Origin of the sequence: Limnohabitans sp., assembly GCF_023910625.1 — a bacterium.
In the GTDB taxonomy this organism is placed as follows: Bacteria; Pseudomonadota; Gammaproteobacteria; order Burkholderiales; family Burkholderiaceae_C; genus Limnohabitans_A.
In genome coordinates, this window is sequence record NZ_JAAVVW010000003.1 from 2,370,213 (window position 1) to 2,395,070 (window position 24,858).

A 24,858-nucleotide genomic window follows, 5' to 3' on the forward strand; every position below is an offset into this window, starting at 1 on the left:
ACTTCATTTGTATACGATAAAATGTTTTTAAATTTATGGAGCTTCGTTGAATTCACTGTGATTATGCAAGCCATAGCCAAGTTCAGCTTGCCACAATGAAACAAAATCCTCGCCCGGTAATTGGTGAAGTTACGAAACCCTCGGGCATTGGCCTTGATCAGTTGGATGGCACTGTTGAAGCCTTCTGCACAGGCGTTGCTAATTCCATGCTGACTGTAGTTGAGCAGTCCTTCCTCGTGGCGGCGCAGCATCTTGACGACCTTCTTCACAGGTGCCAGACGGCTTCTCATCGCGTTGCTCGACCAGGCTTTGAAGAATCTTTTGGCAGCGCCCTTGTAGCTGTAGCTCCAGAACTGGCCGAAGTTCTCCTTGATGCGCCAGGCCCTGCTCGTCTTCAAGTTAAGCTGGTTCAAGACCCGAAACGAAACAGCCTCAGCACTTCGACCATCTGGGTATTTCCTCAACCAGGCCCACTTGCTGCCCTTCAAAGGCGAGTCACCTGTCTGGGACAGCTTGCGGTGCTCTTGCTTTCTGACCGCATCCACCGCCTCACCGAGGTACTTGGAGACGTGGAACTTGTCATGCACGATGTCTGCCTGCGGCATGCATTGCCTGGTTGCACTCATGTACGCTGGCCACATGTCCATGGCCACCGCCTTGACCGACGCGCGTTGCGCTGGAGTAAGTGTCTCCAACAGGCTCACGGCCGCCACCAGTTTCCTCTCAGGCACCAAGTCCAGTACGCGCGAGCGGTCAATGTCGGTCAGGATGCTGGCGTAGGTGTGGCCCTTCTCAGAGCTCTTCTCATCTATGCCAAGGTACGTAATCTCTTGCTCCGTACGTCGCAACATGCCGCGCTCCACGGCGCTGACCATGATGGCATTGACCGTACTCCAGGACAACCGGGTCAGCGTACAGACTGCTTGCGTAGTGGGACAGGCCTCAAGCAGCTTGATAACGAAGGCTGCCATCAAGGTGGTCACACGGCTGTAGCGCTGTGCCCATGGCACCGTCAGTTCTTCGACCGTACCGTCACTGAACTTAAGTTGGGGAATACGCGCCTTAATGATGGTCTCGAACTGGCAGGTGTCCAGGTGACGCCACTGGCGCTCGGTCCAGCCATTGATGTGCGCTCTCTTGGTGGCATCGGTGGGGTCGCCCCAGACCTGGCCTTTCTTCAAGACCACTTCAACCACCACGCGCTGGTCGGCCAAGGACAGGTCCACCTTCTTGACCGACCATGGGGCCTTCAGTCCGAGAAGATGCTCATACAGTGCGTTATCTTTCATGTTCAAGTCGGAAATAGTGAATCGCTGGATTGTCCTGCAGCAAGGGGAAAATCACAGTGCAATTGATGAAGAACCTCGGTAACTATGTTGGAGCGGCACTATTCCAAGTTGACGGCAACTATGGCGGCGGCTAAACTTTCGGTATAAATTTTAGGAAAAAAATGCTTTCAATAAAAGTTCGCAGATTTTTATTTCTTCTTTGCCCATTAATTTTTGTTGGATGTGGCTCGACTCAGTCAGCAAATACAAACATATTGAATTTTGATGGTAAGGGTGGTGTTATTTTAGTTGAAGGTGCGGCTTTGGGGCGTGAGGAACAAACAGCCAAATTTAGTTCGCACTCATATTGCTTGAGCATGCCAAATGGATATGGAATTAAAGATTTTTACTCGCAAGGCAGCGGAAGGTATAAGTTTTCTTGTGTTATCAAAACACCAGAGGAAGCGAACGCTAGTCCAGTTGCGGTGGCAGCAACTGTCACTGATACCGAAAAAAATTCAAACGACTCAAAAACACAATGTAAAGAATTTGGATTTTCAGAAGGTACCCCCAACTTCTCCAACTGTGTTCTTCAGTTGGAATTAGCAAAGAGAACGAGTGCTGAGATTGAAGAGCGCTACAGAGCAGAACAAGCTCAATACGAAAGGCAATTGGCTGCTATTGAAAGAGAGAAGGAAAGAAGACGGGGCGCTGCCTTTTTAGAGCTTGGTGCCCGTATAATGGGTGGACAACGTCCTATTGAGGCATTGGGAAGTTTGGGTACGGGAGCGCCGATTGCTCCAACTCGGCCTTCTCCAATTAATCAGACAATCACTTTGCCTAATGGGCGAATGATTAATTGTTCAACTATGGGTACTATGACAAACTGTTTTTAAGTTTAATTATGATTGGTAATGACAGACTTTATTTGGCTTTACGGGCACTAGCTACGGCAGAAGGTGATGTTAGAAAGCGAGTTTGTTTAGCTATGAATATTATTGAGCCAATAAGACAGATTGAGTTTTCAAAAAGAACCGATTTGTGGATTAGGCTTGATGAATTGAAAAAGGAAACCTCAAGCAAAGGTCCTCAGATAATTAATGGTAAGGTTCTGAAAGATGCTTATCACCACACTTGCATTAATCGTCCAAATAAAACATATAAGAAATACGCTGAAGAAATAATGGATATATGGCTTGAAACTTGTGAATAAAAAATCAACTTTACCATTATGTTTTTCTTTGATGTTTGAGAACTTACTTCTTCGTCGCTGCTTGATGAATAGCTGCAGCAGCTATTTTGGCAGCGAAAGCGTTCTGGCGGGCATTCTGTTTATCCAGTCGCATCACACATAATATGATGCTGCGGAACGAACCATTTTGCACGGCAACATAAGCGATTCAATTGGTGACAGCAAAAAAAGCCCGCACATTGGCGGGCTTTTTTACTGTTGTTTATAACGACATTTTAAATTAATAACTAAACGAGGGAAGGTTATTGATCTTACCAGTATCGCCCATAAAATTCAGCAGTGTGACAAGCTGCGGATTATCAACCAATGGTACAGCTGTGTTGTTGAGATAGCTGTCAATACAAGCAAAAGCAATGCAATCCTCCAAAAATTCTTGCCAACGGCTTGGATATTTTTCGCTATTGAAAATATCGCTGCTGAAGAAAGCATCTTCTCTTTTGATCTGTTGGTAAAGAAAAGCACACAACTGATCTTTGCCAGCACCTTTTCCGAACTTTTTATCTGGTTGAATTTTAAACTCATTAAAGTACCAGTCAATTTGCTCTTGTGTTGTGGAAACAATGGTTGTGATGCCATAGGCGAACATATTTATGGCTACAGCGGTTTTGGATTTGATTTTCATATAAATTCCTAATGTGTAAATTATTTTATATTGAGACGCCAGCAGATTAACTGCTGAGCACCTCAATGGTTTATTGATTATTTCTTATTGGCAGCTTGCTGAATAACTGCAGCAGCAGCTGTGGCCGCAGTGTCGTTCTGACGTGCCGTACGTTTAGCTAAACGCAGCACTTCAAAAATCACACTGCGAAACGAGCCGTTGTTGCCAGCAATGGAAGTGAGTAACTGTGCGTCGCTTAAAACGACATTCTCGTCAGCGGCGATTTGACGAGCCAATGGCAAAAATGCAGTGTCTGGCGGAGCGTTCATATCAATCAACACACAGCGATCCTTAACCCCAATTTCGGCCCCTCGTCGTTTAGTGTGGAATACAACATTCACAATTGGCGCCAGTAGTCGGTCCATGTGGTTTCCGACTGGGCGGCATTGAATTGATGAAGTCGAGGGTTGTACGAGTATTGGCGTCGAGAGTTTGTTCACCAGCGCGTTGGGCTTGGTGCCGCCGTGGCAGGTCGAAAAGGTTGACCTGGACACCACGCTGCGGCGTATCGACTTTGAGGTGCGTTGCTCTGCCAAACGGTTGTCGTGCCCTCACTGCGGCGCAGCCGAACAGCCTGTTCATGATCGGTTGCGCCGCTCGTGGCGTCATCTGGACTTCTTCCAGTTTGAGGCTTGGCTTCACGCCGATGTGCCGCGTGTGGCTTGCACTGGCTGCGGCAAAACCTGTCAAGCCAGTGTGCCTTGGGCACGCGAGGGCTCGGGCTTTACGGCGCTGTTTGAGGCACTCGCACTGGCGCTGTGCAAGGAGCTGCCGGTACTTCAAGCGGCCAAGCGGGCCGCACGGGGCTACAGAACCGCATCCAACTTCATCGCCATCGCCTACTTGCGCATGTCCAAGCTCAAGCACCTGCCGGCCCATCCGTTCGCACCGGCGTTGGCTAAATGAAAACGTTGCGTTCCACACTAAAAGGCATAGAGCCATAATTGGTTGGGCATTAATGGTAACGGCACTCGTGATTGCTCCGTTCAGGGATGGAGTGCTGGGGATGATGCTGGTTGTTTTAGCTGTTACTCTCAGCGAAAATCAAAGCAGAGATGTCGAGTTAGATATCGACCAATAAAGTCCAGTGCAAGGCCCCCCGCAAGCGGCCCCACATACGGGCAATAAGTTTGGGTGAGAACATCAGCACACGTAACGGCAAGGTTATGGCTGTTTGCCACACAAGTTTCCACCTCAGTTTTCGTGCCAAAGGAGCACTTGTATGCTTGGCAGCAAACAGCAGTTTTGATTGCGCATGGTGGTAGCCACGCAGGTACTCGGCCCTGTAGGGTGTATTGCCTTTAACCGAGCCGCGCGAACGGTGCAGAGCTTGCACGCTCGGCACGACTAGCATGGGCAGGCCAGCTTTGAAAAAGCGCAGGCAGAGGTCATCGTCTTCGTAGTAAAGGAAGAAGGTTTCGTCAAAAAAACCTATGGGATGGCATGCTTTCATTCGCAGCAGCATGGCTGCGCCGCACACAAAGCCCACACTCGTGGGGCCTGTGGCGCCGGGCCCTTTGGACTCCCAAAGGGTACTGGGCCAGCGGTAGTTCACCTCTTGGCGGCCTCTGGCATCGACCAGCTGAGGCGCCAGCAGGGCAGCTTCCGGGAATTGGTCAGCTGCAACCAAGAGTTGGACCAGCTGCGCTAGCGACAACTCACAGTCCGGATTGAGCAATAGTGAAAACGGTGTTTTTACCTTCGCCAAAGCCCGGTTGTTGGCCGCTCCAAACCCCAAATTTTCAGGCAGAGCCAATACATGAGACTGCGGCAGGTGCGTCAACGCCAGTTGTGCACAGCCATCGTCACTGCCGTTGTCCACCACAATAATGTGGGGGCAAGCCGCAAGGTGTCGACCTAACTCGGGCAAGCAATGGGCACTGTTGAATGTGACGATCACGATCGTCACTTCATTGAGCAGACCCTGATTGACGGCGCTCGCCGTGCCGTCTGTCATACGGCCTCAGTGGTGGTGCCCCACCACCTCCCCAGCTTTCAATTTGTAAACCGTGCCGCAATAGGGGCACTTGGCTTCACCGGTTTTGGCCACGTCCAGGTACACCTTGGGGTGGCTGTTCCAGATTTTCATGTCAGCTTTGGGGCTGGGGCAAAACACACCGCCTTGGGGGTTAAGGTCGGTGGCCAGCAGTTCAACAGCTTGGGTGCTCATGTTGGCGTTCCTCAAACCTGGGTCAGCCAGTGGGCGTACTTGGGGTTGCGGCCATTGACAATGTCAAAGAAGGCGGTTTGGATTTTTTCGGTGATCGGGCCGCGGCTGCCGACGTAGTCGCCCTTGCCCAGCTCGATCCGGTCGAGTTCGCGGATGGGCGTCACTTCAGCGGCGGTGCCGGTGAAGAAAGCCTCGTCGGCAATGTAGACCTCGTCACGGGTGATGCGCTTTTGCACGATCTCCAACCCTAAGTCTTTGGCAATGTGGAATACCGTGTTGCGGGTGATGCCGTTCAGGGCGCCAGCCGACAGGTCGGGGGTGTAAATCACACCGTTTTTGACCACGAAAATGTTTTCGCCCGCGCCTTCAGACACAAAGCCCGAAGTGTCGAGCAGCAGGGCTTCGTCGTAGCCTTCGTCGGTCACTTCCATGTTGGCCAAAATGCTGTTGGTGTAATTGCTGACCGCCTTGGCCTGCGTCATGGTGATGTTGACGTGGTGGCGGGTGTAGCTGCTGGTCTTGACGCGGATGCCGCGCTTGAGGCCTTCTTCACCCAAGTAAGCGCCCCAGGTCCAGGCGGCGACCATCAGGTGGATGGTGTTGCCTTTGGGGCTGACGCCCAGCTTTTTGTCGCCAATCCAGGTGAGAGGCCGGATGTAGCCCGACTCCAAGTTGTTCTCGCGCACCACGGCGCGCTGGGCTTCATTGAGCTGATCTTGCGTGAATGGGATGTTCATGCGCAAAATTTTGGCGCTGTTGAACAGGCGCTCGGTGTGCTCTTGCAGGCGGAAGATGGCCGTGCCTTGCTCGGTTTTGTAGGCGCGCACGCCCTCAAAAGCGCCGCAGCCGTAGTGCAGGGTGTGGCTTAGCACATGGATCTTGGCATCGCGCCAATCGACCATCTGGCCGTCCATCCAGATTTTGCCGTCACGGTCTGACATGGAGGGGATGACAACGCTCATGAAAGTGTCCTTTGAAGAAGGGGCATGGATGAATGCAAACCGGGATTTTAAGGGTTGGCCTGTTCAGGGCGCTCCAGAGACCACTCAATCAACTTACCACCCACAAAGGTACAAGTCACTCGGGATTGGCTGGCGTCGGTCCAGCGGTAAACCTCCGGTTGGGCGTCTTTATCGGTCAAAAGCTCGCCCAAAGACCGGGTCATGGCGATGACATGCATCAAAGTGACGCCTTTTTTCAGTTTGGCGTTGAGCATGACGGCGCTGGCCACATGCCCCATCGGGCTGTCCGCGGCTTTTTTCAGGATGGTCAGCAAGCGGGTGAAGTGCAGCAAGACCCACATGACCACGCCACCTGCCGCCAGTGCAATGCCCGCCCATTCAAAGGCTTGCCAGGCCCCAATGGTGAAAACAACGATGGCCAGGGGTGCTATGATTCTGTTGAAATTCATGGGGGCAGATTGTGCCTTGTCTTGCCACCGATCAATCCAACCCGCGCACCACCTGCATGGCCTCTTCGATGCGCTCCACCGGGTAGAGGGTCAGGCCTTCAAAAGCCTTGTCATTTTTCTTGGGGGCATTCGCCTTGGGCACCACCGCCACCTTGAAGCCCAGCTTGGCCGCTTCTTTCAGGCGGTCTTGCCCACGCGGCGCAGGTCGTACTTCACCCGCCAAACCCACCTCGCCAAAGGCGATGAAGCCTTTGGGCAAGGCTTTGCCGCGCAGGCTGCTGGTGATCGCCAGCATGACCGCCAAGTCGGCCGCGGGCTCGCTGATGCGCACGCCACCCACCGCGTTCACAAACACATCTTGGTCCATGCAGGCCACGCCCGCGTGGCGGTGCAGCACCGCCAGCAGCATGGCCAGGCGATCGCGGTCCAGGCCCACAGAGAGGCGCCGGGGGCTGGGTCCACCGCTGTCCACCAGCGCTTGAATTTCGACCAGCAGCGGGCGTGTGCCTTCGAGAGTGACCATCACGCAGCTGCCGGGCACGGGCTCGGCGTGTTGGCTCAAAAAGATGGCGCTCGGGTTGCTCACGCCCTTCAGGCCTTTTTCGGTCATGGCGAACACACCAATTTCATTCACCGCGCCAAAGCGGTTCTTGATGGCGCGGATCAGGCGGAAATTGGAGTGCGTGTCGCCCTCAAAGTACAGCACCGTGTCCACCATGTGCTCCAGCACGCGGGGACCAGCCAGCGCGCCTTCTTTGGTGACGTGGCCGACCAGCACGATGGTGGTGCCGGTCGACTTGGCGGTGCGCGTGAGGTGGGCCGCGCATTCGCGCACCTGCGCCACCGATCCCGGCGCGCTGGTCAGTTGGTCTGAATACACCGTCTGGATCGAGTCGATGATGGCAATGCCCGGTTGGCGCGATTGCAGCGTGTGCAAAATCTTTTCAAGCTGGATCTCGGGCAGCACCGGCACCTGCGAGTCGGGCAGGCCCAGGCGGCGTGAGCGCATGGCCACTTGTGCACCACTTTCTTCGCCCGTCACATACAAGGTGCTCATGCCGTTGCGCTGCAGCGCATCCACCGCCTGCAGCAGCAAGGTGGATTTGCCGATGCCCGGGTCGCCGCCAATCAGCACCACGCCGCCTTCGACCATGCCGCCGCCCAGCACCCGGTCGAGCTCATCGATGCCCGTAGGGTGGCGCTCAAAGTCGGCCGCTTGAATCTGGGCCAAGGGCAGCACTTCGGACGTGGGGGCCAGCGAGGCGTGCACCGAACCAAAGCGGTTTTTGCCCACAACAGGTTCAGCCGAGCCTTCGATCAGGGTGTTCCAGGCGTTGCAGCTGGGGCATTTGCCCATCCAGCGGGCGCTGGTGCCGCCGCATTCGGTGCAGGTGAATATCGATTTGTCTTTGGCCATGGAGAGAGATTGTGCCTTTCAGCTCGCAACATTCACTGCTAAGAGTTTCACTGCCAAGCGTTCACCAAGTCCCGGGTGATGTCGGCCGCGCTCAGGCTGCGCGCAGCGGCGGCGTTTTGGCCTGACCACAGGGGCGTGAAGTCGCTCAAGCCCTGCGCCTCTGCCGCTGCACGCAAAGGGGCGATGCCCGCGGTGGCCAATGGAAAAGCCGGAGCTGCGGGGTTCAATGGCCCCAGTTCGCGCATCAGGCGGTTGACGATGCCGCGCGCTGGGCGGCCACTGAACAAGCGGGTCAGGGCGGTGTGCTGCGCCTCGGGCGATTGCAAGGCCGCACGGTGCAGGGCACTGGTGGTGGCCTCGTGGCTGCACAAGTAAGCCGTGCCGACTTGCACACCTGCTGCCCCCAGCGCTTGGGCCGCAGCCACACCTTGTGCAGAACCAATGCCCCCGGCAGCGATCACGGGCAGTTGCACCGCCTGAACGATTTGGGGCAAGAGTGCGAACGTGCCCATCTGGGTGCTGAGGTCGTCGGTCAGAAACATGCCCCGGTGCCCGCCCGCCTCCAGCCCTTGGGCGACCACAGCGTCTGCGCCATGGGTTTGCAACCACAGCGCCTCTTGCACGGTGGTGGCCGACGACAGCACCCAACTGCCCCAGCTTTTGACGCGGGCCAACAAGTCGGGCGCAGGCAGGCCAAAGTGAAAGCTGACCACCGCCGGGCGAAAGGCCTCCAGCACATCGGCGCTGTCTTGGCCAAAGGGAACTCGGCCTGCGCCGCTGGGCATGCTGTTCGGGTCCATGCCCATGTCGCAGTAATAGGGCGCCAAAGCTTCTTGCCATGCGGCCTGCTGCGCAGGGTCAGCCGTTGGCGGTGTGTGGCAAAAGAAGTTGACGTTGTAGGGCCGATCGGTCGCACTGCGCAGGGCTTGCAGTTCAGTCTGCAAACCATCAGGTGTGAGCATGGCGGCCGCCAAAGACCCCAAGCCACCGGCCTCGCACACAGCGGCGGCCAGCCGGTGGTTTTGCACCCCGGCCATGGGGGCCTGGATCACGGGACCTGCAAGATCAGAAAGCAAATCGGCAAAAGACATGTGCGACTCTTTGAAAGGGAGGGCTGAAAGACCAACCCGCATCTTATGAGATGCGTGCCAGCTGGAGGCTTGCCCGATGACGGTGTGTGTCGTGCTGAGTTGGTGAAAACCCTTGTGCCCGTTTGGCGGGATTCATTTAACATGTTAAATGAATGACGGTCAAACCTTCTTTTGCCCACCGCAACCTGCCCCGGCTTTTGCTCGAAGCCCGTGAGGCGGTGATGTTCCACACCCGCCCCAGCCTGCGCGAGCATGGCTTGTCGGACCAACAATGGCGCGTGCTGCGCGTGTTGGGGGAGCATGCGCACGAGAGTGGCGGCGTTGAAACTGGCCGTGTCGCCACCGAGGCTTTTTTGCTGGGCCCCAGCCTCTCCGGCGTGTTGACCCGCATGGAGCGAGATGGCCTGATCGAGCGCCATCGCTGTCCGCAAGACGCCCGCCGCACCGTGGTGCGCGCCAGCGCAGTGGGTCTGGCCAAAGTGCAGGCCTTGTCGCAAACCATCGAAGCGCATTACTCCTGGATGGCGCAACAACTGGGCAAGTCACAGCTCACCGCCTTGTACGAACTGCTCGACAAGCTGATTGCATTGGAAGTGTCCGACGCAGACGATCCAAAAAACCCCCTGATGAATAAGGCAAGCAGATGAGCCCCATGACTCGCATGCACTGGCGACCCCAAGGCACGGTGTATGGCACTTTGCTCAACTTTCGCCGCGAGTGGGACCTGTGGGCCCCGCGCATGACGCAAGACCCGCACAAGGCCGCGCCTAATGCCCCCATTCTTTATGTGAAAAGTGCCAACACCTTCAGCCCTGCCGGACAAGACCTGCTGCTGCAAGACGGCGTGACCGAAGTCGACATCGGTGCCACGCTGGGCCTGGTGATCGGTGCCGACGCCCAGGTGGCTGGTGCCGTGCTGCTGTGCGACTGGTCGGTGCCGCACGCGAGTTACTACCGCCCGCCGGTCAAGTTCCGCTGCCGCGATGGTTTTCTGGCCTTGCCGCAGCAAGTGACGGTGGGCAAAGTGGTGGATTGGGCTGGGCTGCAGATCAACGTTCGTCGCAATGGCGAGCAGGTGCAAACCGTTGACCTGCGCGATTTGATGCGCGACCTGCCTACGCTGCTGGCCGATGTGGGCGAATTCATGACACTGCAAGCCGGTGATGTGTTGATGGTGGGCACCGATTGCCTGTCCGGCGGATCACGCCCGCGTGCTAAAGCGGGGGATCGGGTGGAGATTTTTGCGACGGGCTTCACCACAGTGACCACCAACGTGAAAGGACAGGCATGAAACACGCCCGCATCGCCTGGTCGGGCGCCATTCAGCAAGCCGTTGAGTCAGATGGCCAGTTGCTGATCACCCAAGGCCCGCACAAGGGCCATCGCGTGGGTTTTGACGAGGTCATCTGGCTGCCGCCACTGGCCCCCGTGCCGCAGCCGCGCACCGTCATCGCGCTGGGACTGAACTACGCCGACCACGCCAAAGAACTCGCCTTCAAAGCCCCCGAAGAACCGCTGGCTTTTATGAAGGGTGAGGCTTCGCTGATCGGCCACAAAGCCTTCACGAACCGCCCCGCTGATGTGAAGTACATGCATTACGAATGCGAGTTGGCGGTAGTGATCGGCCGCACAGCGCGTCATGTGAAGAAGGCCGACGCCTATGACCACGTGGGCGGTTACACCGTGGCCAACGACTACGCCATCCGCGACTACCTGGAAAACTGGTACCGCCCCAACCTGCGCGTCAAAAACCGCGACACCTGCACGCCCATCGGTCCTTGGTTGGTCGATGCCGCGGATGTTTCTAACCCGATGGCGCTCAAGTTGCAAACCACCGTCAACGGCCAAGTCACGCAAAGCGGCAACACCGCCGACATGGTGTTCGATGTTCCCACCCTGATCGAATACTTCAGCAGCTTCATGACACTCAACCCCGGCGACCTGATCCTGACGGGCACGCCAGACGGCATCGTGAACGTGAACCCGGGCGATGTGGTCGTCACCGAGATCGAAAGCATCGGGGCATTGACCAATACCCTCGTGAAAGCAAAACTATGAAAATCGACCACCTCATCCATGGCAAAAGTGTCGCAGGCAGCGACTGCTTTGAGACCATCAACCCCGCCACGCAAGAAGTGCTGGCCGAGGTCGCCTCGGGTGGCGAGGCAGAAGTGAATGCTGCTGTGGCCGCCGCCAAAGCCGCCTTTCCCAAATGGGCCGCTACCCCCGCCACAGAGCGCGCGAAGATCATGCGCAAGCTGGGCGACCTGATCACGAAGCACGTCCCTGAAATTTCGGAAACCGAGACACGCGACTGCGGTCAGACCATCAGCCAAACCGGCAAACAATTGGTGCCGCGTGCGGCCGACAACTTCCATTACTTTGCCGAGATGTGCACCCGCGTGGACGGCCACACCTACCCCACACCCACGCATCTGAACTACACGCTGTTTCACCCGGTGGGCGTGTGCGCACTGATCAGCCCCTGGAACGTGCCTTTCATGACCGCCACCTGGAAGGTCGCGCCGTGTCTCGCCTTTGGCAACACCGCCGTGCTCAAGATGAGCGAACTCTCGCCCCTGAGCGCTGCCCGCTTGGGCGAGCTGGCACTCGAAGCCGGTGTGCCCGCTGGCGTGCTCAACCTGGTGCACGGCTATGGCAAAGAGGCGGGTGAGCCATTGGTCTCGCACCGCGATGTGCGTGCCATCAGCTTCACCGGCTCCACCGTCACCGGCAACCGCATCGTGCAAAGCGCGGGCTTGAAGAAGTTCAGCATGGAGCTGGGCGGAAAGAGCCCCTTTGTGATCTTTGAAGACGCCGACCTGGACCGCGCCCTGGATGCCGCCATCTTCATGATCTTCAGCAACAACGGCGAGCGCTGCACCGCCGGCAGCCGCATCCTGGTGCAGCAAAGCATCTACGCCGACTTTGCCGTCAAATTTGCAGAGCGCGCCAAGCGCATCACAGTCGGCGACCCGCTGGATGAAAAAACCATCGTCGGCCCGATGATCTCCAAAGCCCATCTGGCCAAGGTGCGCAGCTACATCGAACTCGGCCCCAAAGAGGGCGCGACGATGCTCTGCGGCGGTCTGGGCCAACCCGACTACGCAGCTGACTTGCCCGCGCATGTCAAAAACGGCAACTTCGTCTGGCCCACCGTGTTTGCCGACGTGGACAACCGCATGCGCATCGCGCAAGAAGAAATCTTCGGCCCTGTGGCTTGTCTGATTCCGTTCAAGGACGAGGCCGACGCGATTGCCAAGGCCAACGACATCGAATACGGCTTGAGCAGCTACGTCTGGACCGAGAACCTGGGCAAAGCGCACCGCGTGGCGGCCGCGGTGGAGGCGGGCATGTGCTTTGTGAACAGCCAAAACGTGCGCGACCTGCGTCAACCCTTTGGCGGCACCAAGGCCAGCGGCACCGGCCGCGAAGGCGGCACCTGGAGCTACGAAGTGTTTTGCGAGCCCAAAAACGTGGCGGTTTCGTTGGGCGGTCACCACATCCCGCATTGGGGTGTATGACAAATTACCGTCATCTGTCATACTTGATGTCATACATCCATTTTGAATGTGTATGACAAGGAATGAATCATGCTGTCCGTCCGCTTGCCCGAAACCGTTGAACGCGAATTGACCCAGTATTGCGCCGCACGCAAACTGAGCAAATCGCACGTCGTGCAAGAAGCCCTGGCCAAGTATTTGGTGGCGGCCAAAACGGCCTCCGGCCACAACGCGGCACCAGAGCCCGATCTGTCGTTTCTGGCGCCGGATGACCCGATCCGTCAATTCATTGGCATTGCCAAAGATGGCATGAGCACCGATGAACTGATGCGGATGACCCGTGGCGATGATTGGAATCAGCCATGATTCTGGTGGACACCAACGTGTTTGTGGATGTGATCCATCAGGACCCGATTTGGTTGGACTGGTCGCTGCGCGAGTTGAGCAAAGCCAAAAGCCAGCAGATCGTGACCAACTTTGTGGTCTATGCCGAATTGCACACCCACAACACTGCAGGGCCGCACATCGATGCGTTTTTGCAAAAGTTGGGCGTGCAAGTTCTGGATTTGACGCGGCCAGCTGCGCAATTGGCCGCCAACGTGTTCAGGTCTTACCGTCAACGCGGCGGCACCAAAACCGGCGTGCTGCCCGATTTTTTCATTGGCGCGCACGCCCAGGCCGATGGCTACAAATTGCTGACCCGCGATGCAGGCCGCTACCGCAGCTACTTCCCGGACATTGACCTGATCAGTCCCTGACCCTCCCCCACACGCACACGCATCCACAGGACACCCCATGGGACAACTCGCCCTCGCCGCCAAAATCACCCACGTACCCAGCATGTACCTGAGCGAGATCCCGGGCCCGCGTTTTGGCACGCGCCAAAGCGCCATCGATGGCCACAAGGAAATCAGCCGCCGCTGCCGGGCCATGGGCGTGGACACGCTGGTGGTGTTTGACACGCACTGGCTGGTCAACGCCAGTTACCACATCAACTGCGGCGCACACTTCAAGGGCGTGTACACCAGCAATGAGTTGCCACACTTCATCAGCAACCTGGCCTTTGAGTCGCCAGGCAATCCAGCGCTCGGGCACTTGCTGGCCCAAGTGGCCAACGAATACGGCGTGGAAACCCTGGCCCACGACGCCACCACTTTGCAGCCCGAATACGGCACGCTGGTGCCCCTGCGCTACATGAACGAAGACCAGCACTTCAAGGTGGTCTCGGTCTCTGCCTTATGCACATCGCACTACCTGAATGACAGCGCACGCCTGGGTTGGGCCATGCGCGAGGCGGTGGAAAAGCATTACGACGGCAAGGTGGCTTTTTTGGCCAGTGGCTCGCTCAGTCACCGCTTTGCGCAAAACGGCTTGGCCCCGGAATTCGCCCACAAAATTTGGAGCCCTTTCCTCGAAAAACTCGACGAGCAAGTGCTGCGCATGTGGGACCAACGCGAATGGAAAACCTTTTGCGAGATGCTGCCCGAATACGCCAGCAAAGGCCACGGCGAAGGCTTCATGCACGACACCGCCATGCTGATGGGGGCTTTGGGTTGGTCGGGTTATGACGGCGGCGTGGACATGGTGACGCCCTATTTCGGGGCCAGTGGCACAGGCCAGCTCAACGCGATTTTTGAGGTGACGCCGCAAAGCGGGCAGCACATTCCGCCTGCGCAGGCCAGCAGCGCAGCGGGTTACACGGCTGTGAGCACGAGGTTGTAACCATGCCCCATCTCGTCATCCTCTACACCGGGCAATTGGACGCCGAAGTCCAGATGACCACCTTGTGCCGCGCACTGGCGGACGCCATGCTCAACGTGAAGGACGAGCAAGGCCAACCGGTTTTTCCGACCGGCGGCACGCGCGTGCTGGCCTACCCCGCGCCGCATCATGCGGTGGCCGATGGCGGTGCGGCGGGGCGCGCAGCAGGAGGCACGGGCGACTACGCCTTCGTGTACCTGAACCTGCGCATGGGCCGGGGCCGCAGCGAGGCCACGCAGCAACGCGCCGGACAAACCCTGCTCGCAGTGGCCAAGGCCTTTTTTGCGCCCGTGATGGTGCAGCGCCACATCGGCATCACGCTGCAAATCGATGTCGGCACCGAGGTGTTTGATGCCAAGCTCAGCAACCTGCATCCGCTTTTCAACAAGGCCTGAACCATGTCCGTGTTCACCGACAACCAAATCCAGCAGCTCGCCCGCGAGCTGCACCAGTCCGAACAATCCCGTGTCCAGATCGAGCACTTTTCCAAGCGCTTCCCGGGCATGACGATCGATGACGGCTACCGCATCAACCGCGCCTGGATGCAGCTCAAGTTTGCGCAAGGGCGCACCATGATCGGCCACAAGATCGGGCTGACCAGCCGCGCCATGCAAGTGTCCAGCCAGATCGACGAGCCCGATTACGGCACGCTGCTGGATGACATGCTCTACACCTGCACGCCGGGCCAAGTGTTGAGCATTCCCTTCACCGATTTCATCGCGCCGCGTGTCGAGGTGGAGCTGGCCTTTGTCCTCAAGAAAGAACTGCGCGGCCCCAACGTGACCGTGCAACAAGTGCTTGAAGCCACCGATTACGTCACGCCCGCCATCGAGATCATCGACTCGCGCATTGAACAGTTCGACCGCCACACCCAGGTGATGCGCAAGGTCTACGACACCATCAGCGACAACGCGGCCAATGCGGGCATCGTGCTCGGGGCCAAGCGGGTCGATCCGCTGACCACCGATCTGCCTTGGTGCGGGGCGGTGCTGCGGCAAAACGGCGTGGTCGAAGAAACCGGCCTGGCCGCTGGCGTGCAAGGCCACCCCGCAGTGGGCATCGCCTGGCTGGCCAACAAATTGGCGCCTTGGGGCGAGCACCTGCAAGCGGGCGAAATCGTTTTGGCGGGCTCATTCACCAAACCGGCTTTGGCCAAGGTGGGCGATGTGTTCGATGTGGACTATGGGCCGTTGGGCAAACTGGAGTTCCGGTTTGTTTGAACACATGGCTTCGTTCAACGTCGGTGGTGGGTTGTTGGGGACGGGGTGGCGGCCCGGGCTCAGAGGCGCTTTGCTTTGCCACATCGCCCGAGCCGCCACCCCGCCCCCAACAAGCTGCAAGCCTTCTTCCCTTTAAAACGAGCAAACGTCCCATGAACACTCCCACAAACCTTTTCAAACAAGCCCTTCAAAACAAGCAGCCCCAAATCGGTCTGTGGATGGGCCTGGCCAGCGCCTACACCGCCGAAATCTGCGCCTTGGCGGGGTTTGACTGGCTGGTCATCGATGGCGAGCATGCGCCGAACGACCTGCGCAGCATTCAGGCTCAGCTGCAAACCGTGGCCGCTTACCCCGCCAGCCACCCGGTGTGCCGCGTACCTTTAGGCGAAACAGCGCTCATCAAGCAATACCTCGATTTGGGCGCGCAAAACATCCTGGTGCCCATGGTCGACACCGCTGCGCAAGCCGCGCAATTGGTGCAAGCCATGCGCTACCCACAAGACGATGGCCAAGGCGGCGTGCGCGGCATGGCCGGGGCGCGCGCTTCGCGTTGGGGCCACTACCCGGATTACTTCAAGCGCGCCAACCAAGAAGTTTGCCTGTTGGTGCAAGTCGAATCGCGTGAAGCGCTGAAGAACCTCGACGCCATTGCCGCCACGCCCGGCGTAGACGGCGTGTTCATCGGCCCGGCCGACCTCTCGGCTTCCATGGGCCATGTGGGCAACGCCGCGCACCCCGCCGTGCAAACGGCCATAGAAGACGCCATCACCCGCATCCTGAAAGCCGGCAAAGCCCCCGGCATCCTCACGCCCGACCGTCAACTGGCCGAGCATTACCTGAAGCTGGGCGCGGTGTTTGTGGCTGTGGGCTTGGACACGCAGCTTTTGATGCGACACACCACCGAGCTGGCAGCGCATTTCAAGTCGAGCTGGCCAGTCGCTGCACCCGCCAAAGGCGCAACGTATTAATTGGTGAATTGGGGTCAGATCCCAATGAATGACCCCAATTCAACCGACGCTGTGTCAAGGGCCACCATGTTACCCACTCCCCCCAGCTTTGCGGTGCTCTGGACTTTGCAGCGCGCCTGTGAAACCGATCTGGCCACCTTGGACATGGGCCAGTCCATTGCGGTGCCCGAGGCCATTGCCGGCCACTGCATCCGTGATGCTTTGCAGTTCTACCCGAACCACGGTGCGGGCGAGCGCGTTCTTCAATCGCCGGTGCGCCAAGTCAACCGGCAAGACAAAAGGTGGCGTGCATGAAGGTCTGTATATACGGCGCTGGCGCCATCGGTGGCTGGCTGGGGGTGCATCTGGCGCGCCAAGGCTGCACGCTCAGTGCAGTGGCGCGTGGGGCCACGCTGGAGGCTTTGCAGCGAGGGGGCCTGGTGTTGCGCCAGGGCGATCAGGAGATGGCAGTCTCTTTGAAAACCATCGCCAATGCGGCTGAGTTGGGCCAGCAAGACCTGGTGATCGTGGCCGTCAAAGCCCCCGCCATGGCCGATGTGGCGCGGCACATTGGCCCGCTGCTGGGGCCGCAAACGTTGGTGCTGACGGCCATGAACGGCGTGCCCTGGTGGTTTTTACAAGGCTTTGGCGGGTCGCTTGCGGGCACCACCTTGCAGTCGGTGGACCCGTGCGGTGTGATGGCCCGGCACATTCCCACAGACCAGGTGATCGGCGGTGTGGTGCATGCCAGTTGTTCGTTGGACATGCCCGGCGTGATCCGGCACCACTTTGGCAACGGCTTGATTTTGGGCGAGCCCTCTGGGGCAGATTCGCCGCGCCTGCGCGACCTGGTGGCGCTGTTGAGGCAAGCCGGTTTCAATGCCACGGCGTCGGCACAAATCCAGAAAGACGTTTGGTACAAATTGTGGGGCAACATGACGATCAACCCCATCAGCGCCTTCACCGGGGCCACGACCGATGTGATCCTGGACGACCCGCTGGTGCGCGGCTTTGTCTCCAGCGTCATGCTCGAAGCCAAGGCCATTGGTGAGCGCATCGGCATCCCGCTCGCGCAGACACCCGAAGACCGCCATGCCGTCACCCGCAAACTCGGGGCCTTTCGCACCTCGATGCTGCAGGACGTGGATGCGGGCAAACCGGTCGAACTGGACGCCTTGGTCTCAGCCGTGCGCGAGCTCGGTGGCTTGACCGGCGTGGCCACGCCCTTCACCGACGCCTTGCTGGGCTTGAGCCGAGTCCATGCCGCACGCTTGGGTCTCTACCCTCACCCTGAGCGCGGCCAACCGACAAGGCCTTGAACCCATGCGCAGCCTTGCCCCATCCCATTTGACGGGAGCCGCTTTTGCCACCTTGTTGCTGACCGCCTTCATGATGGGGGCCAACCATGTGGCGGCCCGAACCGCGTTCAACCATGGGCTGGATGTGCTGACGGCAGTGACGGTGCGCAGCATGGTGACCGCAGGGGTGGTGGCGCTGATTTTGTGGCAACAAAAGGTTGCGTTGCAGGTGTTGCCTCGACAGCGCAAATACCTGGTGGCAGTGGGCTTGCTGATCGCAGTTCAAAGCGTATGCCTGTATGCCGCTGTGGCCCGTTTGCCGGTGGCGTTGGCCTTGTTGGCTTTCAACACTTACCCGCTGACCACCGCTCTGTGGGCCCGAATTTTGTACGGCCACAAGCCTGAGCGCACCCTCTTGATGGCCATGCCCGTGATGATGCTCGGCTTGGCCTTGGCGCTGGATGTATTCGGTGCGGCTTCGGGCTTGGGAACAGCCCGGCATTGGGGGCAAATCGGCATGGGTGTGGTTTTTGCCTTGATTGCTTCGGTCGCATTCGGGCTGGCGCTGGTGTTGACCCAACACGAGACGGTAGGGGTGGATGGGCGCTTGCGCACTTTCACGTCCTTGTCCATCGTGGGTGTGCTGACGGCTTTGCTGGCCAGCACCCAAGGGGGCTTTCAGTGGCCTCAAGCCCAGCCGGGTTGGTGGGGCCTGGTGATGCTGACCTTGTTGTATGGCACGGCCTTCACCATCATGTTCACCGTTTTGCCCAAACTGGGGGTGGTGGGCAATTCGGCCATCATGAACGCAGAGCCTGTTTTTGCCTTGGTCCTGGCGTGGTTTCTTTTGGGGCAATCGATCTCGCCCGTGCAGTTGGTGGGTGCGGCGGTCGTGGTTTGCACGGTGCTTTGGTTGGGCTTGCACAAGCCCAAGCTCAACCCTGCAGGCCCTTGACCAGGGGCTGCGCCAGCTCTGGATGACGGCCGACTGTGAGGCGGCATGTTGCGACTCGAACTGCAAAGGCGCCAGGGGCAGCGAGGCCCTGACAAAAACCCCACTGCCCTGACGCGAGTCCACCAGACCCAGGGACTTGAGGCGCGACACCGCTTCTCGCACCACGGTGCGGCTGACCTGAAAGTTTTCGGCCAAACGGGCTTCCGTGGGCAATTTGGCACCAGGCTGCAAACGGCCTTGCTGGATTTCGGCACCCAGTTGCGCTGCCACCTGAACGGATAAGCGGGCACCGCTGGAGACGGGGGTGAAGTGCTGACGCATGAGCGTGCGTCCAAATTCGTTCAATCAGAGTAGCGGATTTGCGTTTTTCGGCTTGTCACCTTGGTGAGCCATGAGGGCGCTGGGTCTTTTTGAGTTACGTTTAGGTAAATTGATTTATCAATGGTAAATTACAGCTTGGGCATCACGAGATGCTCGCCGAACAATTTGGAGTGCTTCCCATGGGTGCATACGTCAACCCGATCTATCCCTACAAATCGCCTGCCGACTTGATGTCCACGCCGCCGCAGCGCAAACCGCTGATCGTCATTGGCGCGGGGCCGGTGGGCCTGGCCGCAGCCATTGATGCGCGTTTGCAGGGGCTTGAGGTGCTGGTGCTGGACGACGACAAGACCGTGTCGGTCGGCTCGCGGGCGGTGTGCTACGCCAAGCGTTCGCTCGAAATTCTGGACCGCCTGGGCATTGCCAACCAGGCCTGCGACATGGGCGTGAGCTGGAACATCGGGCGCACCTTCCTCGAAGAAGACGAGGTCTACCAGTTCAACCTGGTGCCCGAAGCGGGCCACAAACGCCCCGGCATGATCAACCTGCAGCAATACCATGTGGAGGAAATGCTGATCGCCCGCGCTCTGGAGCTGGGAGCCGACATCCGCTGGCAGCACAAGGTGACCGCCGTCACACCTCATGACGCCCACGCCACGCTGACGGTGGAAACACCAGAGGGTCCGTTCGACATCGAGGCCGACTGGCTGGTGGTGGCCGATGGCGCACGCAGCCCAATCCGCCGCCATCTGGGCCTGGACATTGAAGGCCGCGTGTTCCAGGACCGCTTTCTGATTGCCGACGTGATCATGAAAGCCGACTACCCCGCAGAGCGCTGGTTCTGGTTTGACCCGCCTTTTCACCCCAACCAAAGCGTGCTGCTGCACAAGCAGAGCAACAACGTTTGGCGCATCGACTTTCAGCTGGGCTGGGACGCCGACCCCGAGGAGGAAAAAAAGCCTGAAAAAGTCATCCCTCGCTTGCAGGCCATGCTGGGTGACGACAGGCCGTTTGAGCTGGAATGGGTCAGCATCTACACCTTCCAGTGCCGCCGCATGACGGACTTTCGCCATGGCCGTGTGCTGTTCGTGGGCGACGCGGCGCACCAGGTTTCGCCCTTTGGTGCACGCGGGGCCAACTCGGGCTTTCAGGACGCCGACGATTTGATGTGGAAACTGGGCCTGGTCATCAAAGGCCAGGCCAGCGAACAGTTGCTCGACGCCTATGCACTCGATCGCCAGTTTGCGGCCGACGAGAACATCATGAACTCGACGCGCTCGACCGACTTCATCACGCCCAAGAGCCGCACCAGCAAGACCTTCCGCAACCAAGTGCTGGCGCTGGCCAAGCACCACCCGTTTGCGCGCAAGCTGGTCAATTCGGGCCGCTTGTCCATGCCGTCTTTCCTGACCGACTCGGTGCTCAACACGCCCGATGCCGACAGTTTTGAAGGGCAGATGGTGCCCGGTGCGCCGATGGACGATGCGCCGGTGCAAGTAAACGGGCGAGACGCCTGGCTGCTCGACCAGGTGGGCAAGGGCTTTCAGGCCATGTTGTTTGCGGATGCACCGCCCAAGCCCGAAGTGCTGGCGCAGCTCAATGCCCTGGCGGGCTGCAGTCCCGCAATCCCGGGCGCGAATCCCCCAAAAAATGCCGTGGCAGTGACACCCCTCATCATCAGCCCGCGTGCGCTGGACATTCCTGGCATGAACGTCATCGTCGATGCTCAAGGCTTGGTGGCCAAGCGCTACAACGCCACGCCCGGCACCACCTACCTGCTGCGTCCGGACCAACATGTGGTGGCCCGCTGGCGCACACTGAGCATCGACCAACTGCAAGCTGCCTTGGCTCGCGCCATCGGTGCCAACATCGGCCAAGCCTGAACCGCACCAAGGATTGACATGACCACCGACATGCACACCGCCCTGAAAACGGAGCTCAACTTCCACGAACCCGGTCGCCGTTTCTTCCGCGACTTCTCACCGGGCGACGAGTTTTATGAACACCTGATCGAAGCCCACAACGGCCTGAACGACGAACAAAGCGAAGCCCTCAATGCCCGCCTGATCCTGCTGCTGGCCAACCACATTGGCGATTTGGGCGTGTTGCGAGAGGCGCTGCACGCCGCCCGTCAAACCGCCTGAGCCCACCGACAAGCCTCAACGAACACCGGAGACCCCCATGAAAATCGACCGCATTCACCACGTCGCTTACCGCTGCAAAGACGCCAAAGCCACCGTCGAATGGTATGTAAAAAACATGAACATGGATTTCGTGCTGGCCATCGCCGAAGACCTGGTGCCCTCCACCAAGGCCCCGGACCCCTACATGCATGTGTTCCTGGACGCAGGTGCAGGCAACGTGTTGGCGTTTTTTGAATTGCCCAATTCGCCCGCGATGGGTCGCGACACCAACACCCCTGAATGGGTGCAGCACATCGCCTTCAAGGTTGACAGCCTGCAAGCGCTGGAAGACGCCAAAGCCCGATTGCAAGCCAATGGCGTAGAGGTGTTGGGCCCCACCAACCACACCATTTTCAAGAGCATTTATTTCTTCGACCCCAATGGCCACCGCCTCGAACTGGCTGCCGATGTGGGCACGCCCGAGATGTACGCCAAGCTTGACGAGTGCAAATGGGAGATGCTCAACGAGTGGGCGCAAACCAAACGTGCCCCCAAACACGCGGCCTGGATGCACGAGACCGAGAAGCAAAGCTGAAGCCATGCGCGCTCAGCGCGGATGCGGTTGCTCTGACCAGAGCCAGATATGCCCAGCAGCTCAGTTGCGCTGCAACTTGTAGACCGCCGTGCCCGCCATCAGGTTAGGACACAGACGCACTTCTTGACCGTTTTGCAGGCCAAAAGCATCCACCACACGCAGCCCGTTTTTACGTGCCAAGTCGCCAAAGTCAGCGTAAGTGCCCACGCGGATATTGGGCGTGTCGTACCACTGGTAGGGCAGGCGCTTGGTCACCGGCATGCGGCCTTGCAACACGCTCAAGCGGTTGAACCAATGCGCAAAATTGGGGAAGGCCACGATACCCACACGGCCCACGCGCACCGTCTCGCGCAGCATGGTCTCGGCGTTGCGCAGGTGTTGCAGCGTGTCGATCTGCAGCACCACGTCAAACGACTGGTCGGCAAACAGGCTCAGGCCTTCGTCCAGGTTCAGCTGAATCACGTTCACGCCGCGCTGCACGCAGGCGTGCACATTGGTGTCGTCCAGCTCCACGCCGTAACCGGTACAGCCCTTGTGTTGCTGCAGATAGGCCAACAAAGCGCCATCGCCGCAACCCAAATCGAGCACGCGGGCGCCTTGCGGCACCAGGCGGGCCATGGCTTGCATGATCAAGGGGTCGCTCATGCCGCACATCCTTCGTTCAAAGTCTTCGCCATGTTGTCAAAGTAAGAACGCACCACGTTCATGTAGCGGGGGTCTTCCAGCAAGAAGGCATCATGCCCGTGCGGTGCATCGATTTCGGCATAGCTCACGTCGCGGCGGTTGTCGAGCAAGGCCTTGACCATCTCGCGGCTGCGGGCGGGCGAGAAGCGCCAATCGGTGGAAAAGCTGACCAGCAAAAATTTGCAACTGGCGCGGGCCAGCGCTTTGGACAGGTCGCCGCCGAAGGCGCGGGCCGGGTCAAAGTAATCGAGCGCCCGGGTGATCAGCAAATAGGTGTTGGCGTCGAAGTATTCGCTGAACTTGTCGCCCTGGTAGCGCAGGTAGCTTTCAATCTGAAACTCGACTTCTTGCGTAGAGTATTTGTAGCCGGTGGCGTTGTGGGTGACGGCCTCGCGCAGCTCTCGGCCAAACTTTTCGTTCATCACGTCGTCGCTCAGGTACGTGATGTGGCCAATCATGCGGGCGATGCGCAAGCCGCGCTTGGGCACCACGCCTTGCGCATAAAAGTGCCCGTTGTGAAAGTCCGGGTCGGTCACGATGGCGCGGCGGGCCACTTCGTTGAAGGCGATGTTTTCGGCGTTCAGGTTGGGCGCACTGGCCACCACCACCGCATGCTTCACGCGCTCGGGGTATTGCAGCGTCCACGACAGCGCCTGCATGCCGCCAAGACTTCCGCCCATCACGGCGGCCAGTTGATCAATGCCCAGCGCGTCCAGCAAGCGCGCTTGTGCGTTGACCCAGTCTTCCACCGTGACCACCGGGAAGTCGGCACCATAGACGCGGCCGGTGTCGGGGTTCTCATGCATGGGGCCCGTCGAGCCAAAGCAAGAACCCAGGTTGTTCACGCCAATGACAAAAAAGCGGTCGGTGTCGAGCGACTTGCCGGGGCCGATCATGTTGTCCCACCAGCCCAGGTTTTTGGGTTGGTCGGCGTACACACCCGCCACATGGTGTGAGGCGTTCAGCGCGTGACAGATCAGCACCGCGTTGGACTTATCGGCGTTGAGCGTGCCGTAGGTTTCGTAACTCAATGAATAGCTGCGAATGGACGCACCGCTTTGCAAGGGCAAAGGGGCTTCAAACAGCATGCTTTGGGATTCGGCGATCAGCATCGAATGTGTTCTGGTGTGCAAAAAAACAAAACCCGGCTTCGCAGTCAGCTGGGCCGAGTTTCTGTGAGATGAAACACACGCCATTTAGCTGAATTTCGAAACCATGCTGGTTCCGGCGCCCGCAATCGGGTTCAAATCGGCGCATGGGGCGAGTATAAGGGCGAACAGTCCCCACTTGACAGGAGCACGCATGGCAGAACTCTACGGCTCGGATGCCTACAGCCCCGCCGAAATTGCCCGCCGCATCGAGGCGGTGGGCGAGGCCAAGGCGCGCATGGCCTGGCTGCCGCTGGCTTTGCTGGGCGTGTTGGCCGGGGTCTTCATTGGTCTGGGGGCCATGCTGTTTGTGCTGGTCAAGTCCGACCCCACTTTGGGTTTTGCCGCCAGCGCGGTGCTGGGCGGGCTGGTGTTTGCCGTGGGCTTGTTCATGGTCGTGGTGGCAGGGGCCGAGCTGTTCACCGGCAACAACCTGATCGTCATGGCTTGGGCCGATGGCCGGGTCAGCACGGCGCAGGTGCTGCGCAACTGGGCCATTGTGTGCGTGGCCAACTTTGTGGGGGCCGCTGGACTGGCGCTGCTGGTCTGGGCCAGCGGCCACACCAGCCTGAACGGCGGCGCGATTGGCCACAAAGTGGTGCAGTTCGCCGTGGCCAAACAAGAGTTGCCCTTTGTCACGGCCTTGTTGCGTGGCGTGCTGTGCAATGTGCTGGTGTGCATGGCTGTTTGGATGGCCATGGGCGGGCGCAGTGTGACCGACAAGGCGGTGGCCGTGGTGCTGCCGGTGATGGCTTTTGTAGCGGCAGGTTTTGAGCACAGCATCGCCAACATGTACCTGATGCCGCTGGCCATGCTGCTGCAGCTTGATGGCCTAACGGGTCACGCCGCCATCACCTGGGGCGGCATGTTGGGCAACTTGCTGTCCGTGATTTTCGGCAATGTGCTGGGCGGCGCGGTGTTGGTGGCCGGGGTCTATCACGTCATTTACAAACGCCAGCCGCCCAACTGAAACCATCGCGCAAAGGGTGCGCTGCGACAAGGGGCCGCGCTGCCTGTTTGCAAGAACCCACGC

At 58.8% G+C, this 24,858-nt stretch carries 29 protein-coding genes and 3 pseudogenes; 20 read left to right on the top strand and 12 right to left on the bottom strand.

Translation table 11 applies throughout. The annotated features are described in order from the left end of the window. Nucleotides 1–71: 71 nt before the first annotated feature. Nucleotides 72–1,289: pseudogene (locus tag HEQ17_RS14905) on the bottom strand (ISL3 family transposase); the annotation flags it as partial. Between the two features lie 161 nt (nucleotides 1,290–1,450). On the opposite strand from HEQ17_RS14905, the gene HEQ17_RS14910 reads away from it, so the two are divergent. After that, nucleotides 1,451–2,164, top strand: coding sequence for a hypothetical protein (locus tag HEQ17_RS14910; RefSeq protein ID WP_296293462.1), 714 nt, complete (start codon nucleotides 1,451–1,453; stop codon nucleotides 2,162–2,164). Between the two features lie 8 nt (nucleotides 2,165–2,172). Further along, nucleotides 2,173–2,481 carry a hypothetical protein gene (locus HEQ17_RS14915; protein WP_296293463.1) on the top strand — a complete coding sequence of 103 codons (309 nt, stop codon included), beginning with the start codon at nucleotides 2,173–2,175 and terminating at the stop codon, nucleotides 2,479–2,481. A 259-nt stretch (nucleotides 2,482–2,740) separates the two neighbouring features. On the opposite strand, the gene HEQ17_RS14920 is transcribed toward HEQ17_RS14915, so the two are convergent. Together HEQ17_RS14920 and HEQ17_RS14925 are read right to left on the bottom strand one after the other, a co-directional pair. Then, nucleotides 2,741–3,142: a hypothetical protein gene (locus tag HEQ17_RS14920; protein WP_296293464.1), complete on the bottom strand. Its 402-nt coding sequence runs from the start codon at nucleotides 3,140–3,142 to the stop codon at nucleotides 2,741–2,743. 77 nt (nucleotides 3,143–3,219) lie between these two features. Continuing rightward, nucleotides 3,220–3,546: a hypothetical protein gene (locus HEQ17_RS14925; RefSeq protein WP_296293465.1), complete on the bottom strand. Its 327-nt coding sequence runs from the start codon at nucleotides 3,544–3,546 to the stop codon at nucleotides 3,220–3,222. Nucleotides 3,547–3,598: 52 nt separating this feature from the next. On the opposite strand from HEQ17_RS14925, the pseudogene HEQ17_RS14930 reads away from it, so the two are divergent. Further along, nucleotides 3,599–3,976 (top strand): annotated as a pseudogene (locus HEQ17_RS14930) (transposase family protein); the annotation flags it as partial. Between the two features lie 268 nt (nucleotides 3,977–4,244). On the opposite strand, the gene HEQ17_RS14935 reads toward HEQ17_RS14930, so the two are convergent. Genes HEQ17_RS14935 through HEQ17_RS14960 form a run of 6 tightly spaced genes read right to left on the bottom strand, consistent with a single transcriptional unit; the run spans nucleotide 4,245 to nucleotide 9,270 of the window. Further along, a complete protein-coding gene (locus tag HEQ17_RS14935) occupies nucleotides 4,245–5,138 on the bottom strand; it encodes a glycosyltransferase family 2 protein (RefSeq protein WP_296293466.1) in 894 nt (297 codons plus the stop codon). Nucleotides 5,139–5,144: 6 nt separating this feature from the next. Then, nucleotides 5,145–5,351 (bottom strand): zinc-finger domain-containing protein, encoded by a 207-nt coding sequence (locus tag HEQ17_RS14940; protein ID WP_108428199.1) that lies wholly within the window; start codon nucleotides 5,349–5,351, stop codon nucleotides 5,145–5,147. Between the two features lie 11 nt (nucleotides 5,352–5,362). Further along, on the bottom strand, nucleotides 5,363–6,313 hold the full coding sequence (locus HEQ17_RS14945; RefSeq protein ID WP_296293467.1) for a branched-chain amino acid transaminase: 951 nt from the start codon (nucleotides 6,311–6,313) through the stop codon (nucleotides 5,363–5,365). A gap of 47 nt (nucleotides 6,314–6,360) precedes the next feature. Then, nucleotides 6,361–6,762, bottom strand: a complete 402-nt coding sequence (locus tag HEQ17_RS14950; protein ID WP_296293468.1) for a glycerate kinase — start codon at nucleotides 6,760–6,762, stop codon at nucleotides 6,361–6,363. Nucleotides 6,763–6,793: 31 nt separating this feature from the next. After that, nucleotides 6,794–8,179: a DNA repair protein RadA gene (gene radA, locus HEQ17_RS14955; protein ID WP_296293469.1), complete on the bottom strand. Its 1,386-nt coding sequence runs from the start codon at nucleotides 8,177–8,179 to the stop codon at nucleotides 6,794–6,796. 47 nt (nucleotides 8,180–8,226) lie between these two features. Continuing rightward, nucleotides 8,227–9,270, bottom strand: a complete 1,044-nt coding sequence (locus HEQ17_RS14960; RefSeq protein WP_296293470.1) for a nitronate monooxygenase — start codon at nucleotides 9,268–9,270, stop codon at nucleotides 8,227–8,229. Between the two features lie 152 nt (nucleotides 9,271–9,422). On the opposite strand from HEQ17_RS14960, the gene hpaR reads away from it, so the two are divergent. The 13 genes from hpaR to HEQ17_RS15025 all read left to right on the top strand — a co-directional run bounded on the left by hpaR (nucleotide 9,423) and on the right by HEQ17_RS15025 (nucleotide 18,954). Further along, complete coding sequence (gene hpaR / locus HEQ17_RS14965; RefSeq protein ID WP_296293471.1) at nucleotides 9,423–9,917, top strand: homoprotocatechuate degradation operon regulator HpaR; 495 nt, start codon at nucleotides 9,423–9,425, stop codon at nucleotides 9,915–9,917. Further along, nucleotides 9,914–10,561, top strand: coding sequence for a fumarylacetoacetate hydrolase family protein (locus HEQ17_RS14970; protein WP_296293472.1), 648 nt, complete (start codon nucleotides 9,914–9,916; stop codon nucleotides 10,559–10,561). The genes hpaR and HEQ17_RS14970 overlap by 4 nt, the downstream gene beginning before the upstream one ends. After that, nucleotides 10,558–11,328, top strand: a complete 771-nt coding sequence (locus tag HEQ17_RS14975) for a fumarylacetoacetate hydrolase family protein (RefSeq protein ID WP_296293473.1) — start codon at nucleotides 10,558–10,560, stop codon at nucleotides 11,326–11,328. The genes HEQ17_RS14970 and HEQ17_RS14975 overlap by 4 nt, the downstream gene beginning before the upstream one ends. Continuing rightward, nucleotides 11,325–12,794 (top strand): 5-carboxymethyl-2-hydroxymuconate semialdehyde dehydrogenase, encoded by a 1,470-nt coding sequence (gene hpaE / locus HEQ17_RS14980; RefSeq protein WP_296293474.1) that lies wholly within the window; start codon nucleotides 11,325–11,327, stop codon nucleotides 12,792–12,794. Before HEQ17_RS14975 ends, hpaE begins: the two co-directional genes overlap by 4 nt. Before the next feature lie 69 nt (nucleotides 12,795–12,863). Next, nucleotides 12,864–13,139 carry a hypothetical protein gene (locus HEQ17_RS14985; protein WP_296293475.1) on the top strand — a complete coding sequence of 92 codons (276 nt, stop codon included), beginning with the start codon at nucleotides 12,864–12,866 and terminating at the stop codon, nucleotides 13,137–13,139. Beyond that, nucleotides 13,136–13,531 carry a type II toxin-antitoxin system VapC family toxin gene (locus HEQ17_RS14990; RefSeq protein ID WP_296293476.1) on the top strand — a complete coding sequence of 132 codons (396 nt, stop codon included), beginning with the start codon at nucleotides 13,136–13,138 and terminating at the stop codon, nucleotides 13,529–13,531. The genes HEQ17_RS14985 and HEQ17_RS14990 overlap by 4 nt, the downstream gene beginning before the upstream one ends. A 37-nt stretch (nucleotides 13,532–13,568) precedes the next feature. Beyond that, nucleotides 13,569–14,495 carry a 3,4-dihydroxyphenylacetate 2,3-dioxygenase gene (hpaD, locus tag HEQ17_RS14995; protein ID WP_296293477.1) on the top strand — a complete coding sequence of 309 codons (927 nt, stop codon included), beginning with the start codon at nucleotides 13,569–13,571 and terminating at the stop codon, nucleotides 14,493–14,495. A 2-nt stretch (nucleotides 14,496–14,497) separates the two neighbouring features. Next, entirely contained in the window at nucleotides 14,498–14,929 is a 432-nt protein-coding gene (locus HEQ17_RS15000) for a 5-carboxymethyl-2-hydroxymuconate isomerase (protein WP_296293478.1), read from the top strand. Between the two features lie 9 nt (nucleotides 14,930–14,938). Beyond that, entirely contained in the window at nucleotides 14,939–15,754 is an 816-nt protein-coding gene (gene hpaH, locus HEQ17_RS15005; RefSeq protein WP_296293766.1) for a 2-oxo-hept-4-ene-1,7-dioate hydratase, read from the top strand. Nucleotides 15,755–15,906: 152 nt separating this feature from the next. Further along, entirely contained in the window at nucleotides 15,907–16,722 is an 816-nt protein-coding gene (locus HEQ17_RS15010) for an HpcH/HpaI aldolase/citrate lyase family protein (protein WP_296293479.1), read from the top strand. 66 nt (nucleotides 16,723–16,788) lie between these two features. Continuing rightward, complete coding sequence (locus tag HEQ17_RS15015; RefSeq protein ID WP_296293480.1) at nucleotides 16,789–17,016, top strand: hypothetical protein; 228 nt, start codon at nucleotides 16,789–16,791, stop codon at nucleotides 17,014–17,016. Then, nucleotides 17,013–18,020, top strand: a complete 1,008-nt coding sequence (locus HEQ17_RS15020; RefSeq protein ID WP_296293481.1) for a 2-dehydropantoate 2-reductase — start codon at nucleotides 17,013–17,015, stop codon at nucleotides 18,018–18,020. The genes HEQ17_RS15015 and HEQ17_RS15020 overlap by 4 nt, the downstream gene beginning before the upstream one ends. 4 nt (nucleotides 18,021–18,024) lie before the next feature. Next, nucleotides 18,025–18,954 carry a DMT family transporter gene (locus HEQ17_RS15025; protein ID WP_296293482.1) on the top strand — a complete coding sequence of 310 codons (930 nt, stop codon included), beginning with the start codon at nucleotides 18,025–18,027 and terminating at the stop codon, nucleotides 18,952–18,954. An 18-nt stretch (nucleotides 18,955–18,972) separates the two neighbouring features. On the opposite strand, the pseudogene HEQ17_RS15030 reads toward HEQ17_RS15025, so the two are convergent. Further along, nucleotides 18,973–19,275, bottom strand: a pseudogene (locus HEQ17_RS15030) (GntR family transcriptional regulator); the annotation flags it as partial. 179 nt (nucleotides 19,276–19,454) lie between these two features. Between HEQ17_RS15030 and HEQ17_RS15035 the strand changes: the two are divergent. From HEQ17_RS15035 to HEQ17_RS15045, 3 genes are read left to right on the top strand one after another with little or no spacing between them, the layout of a single operon-like run. Beyond that, nucleotides 19,455–21,158 carry an FAD-dependent oxidoreductase gene (locus tag HEQ17_RS15035; RefSeq protein ID WP_296293483.1) on the top strand — a complete coding sequence of 568 codons (1,704 nt, stop codon included), beginning with the start codon at nucleotides 19,455–19,457 and terminating at the stop codon, nucleotides 21,156–21,158. Nucleotides 21,159–21,176: 18 nt separating this feature from the next. Next, nucleotides 21,177–21,419 carry a DUF2783 domain-containing protein gene (locus HEQ17_RS15040; RefSeq protein WP_296293484.1) on the top strand — a complete coding sequence of 81 codons (243 nt, stop codon included), beginning with the start codon at nucleotides 21,177–21,179 and terminating at the stop codon, nucleotides 21,417–21,419. 37 nt (nucleotides 21,420–21,456) lie between these two features. Further along, nucleotides 21,457–21,993, top strand: a complete 537-nt coding sequence (locus HEQ17_RS15045) for a VOC family protein (RefSeq protein WP_296293485.1) — start codon at nucleotides 21,457–21,459, stop codon at nucleotides 21,991–21,993. 60 nt (nucleotides 21,994–22,053) lie between these two features. On the opposite strand, the gene metW is transcribed toward HEQ17_RS15045, so the two are convergent. After that, complete coding sequence (metW, locus tag HEQ17_RS15050; RefSeq protein ID WP_296293486.1) at nucleotides 22,054–22,638, bottom strand: methionine biosynthesis protein MetW; 585 nt, start codon at nucleotides 22,636–22,638, stop codon at nucleotides 22,054–22,056. Next, a complete protein-coding gene (locus HEQ17_RS15055; protein ID WP_296293487.1) occupies nucleotides 22,635–23,789 on the bottom strand; it encodes a homoserine O-acetyltransferase in 1,155 nt (384 codons plus the stop codon). The genes metW and HEQ17_RS15055 overlap by 4 nt, the downstream gene beginning before the upstream one ends. Nucleotides 23,790–23,979: 190 nt before the next feature. Here HEQ17_RS15055 and HEQ17_RS15060 point away from each other — a divergent pair, with 190 nt between their 5' ends. Continuing rightward, nucleotides 23,980–24,795, top strand: a complete 816-nt coding sequence (locus tag HEQ17_RS15060; RefSeq protein WP_296293488.1) for a formate/nitrite transporter family protein — start codon at nucleotides 23,980–23,982, stop codon at nucleotides 24,793–24,795. The last annotated feature ends 63 nt before the right edge of the window (nucleotides 24,796–24,858 follow it).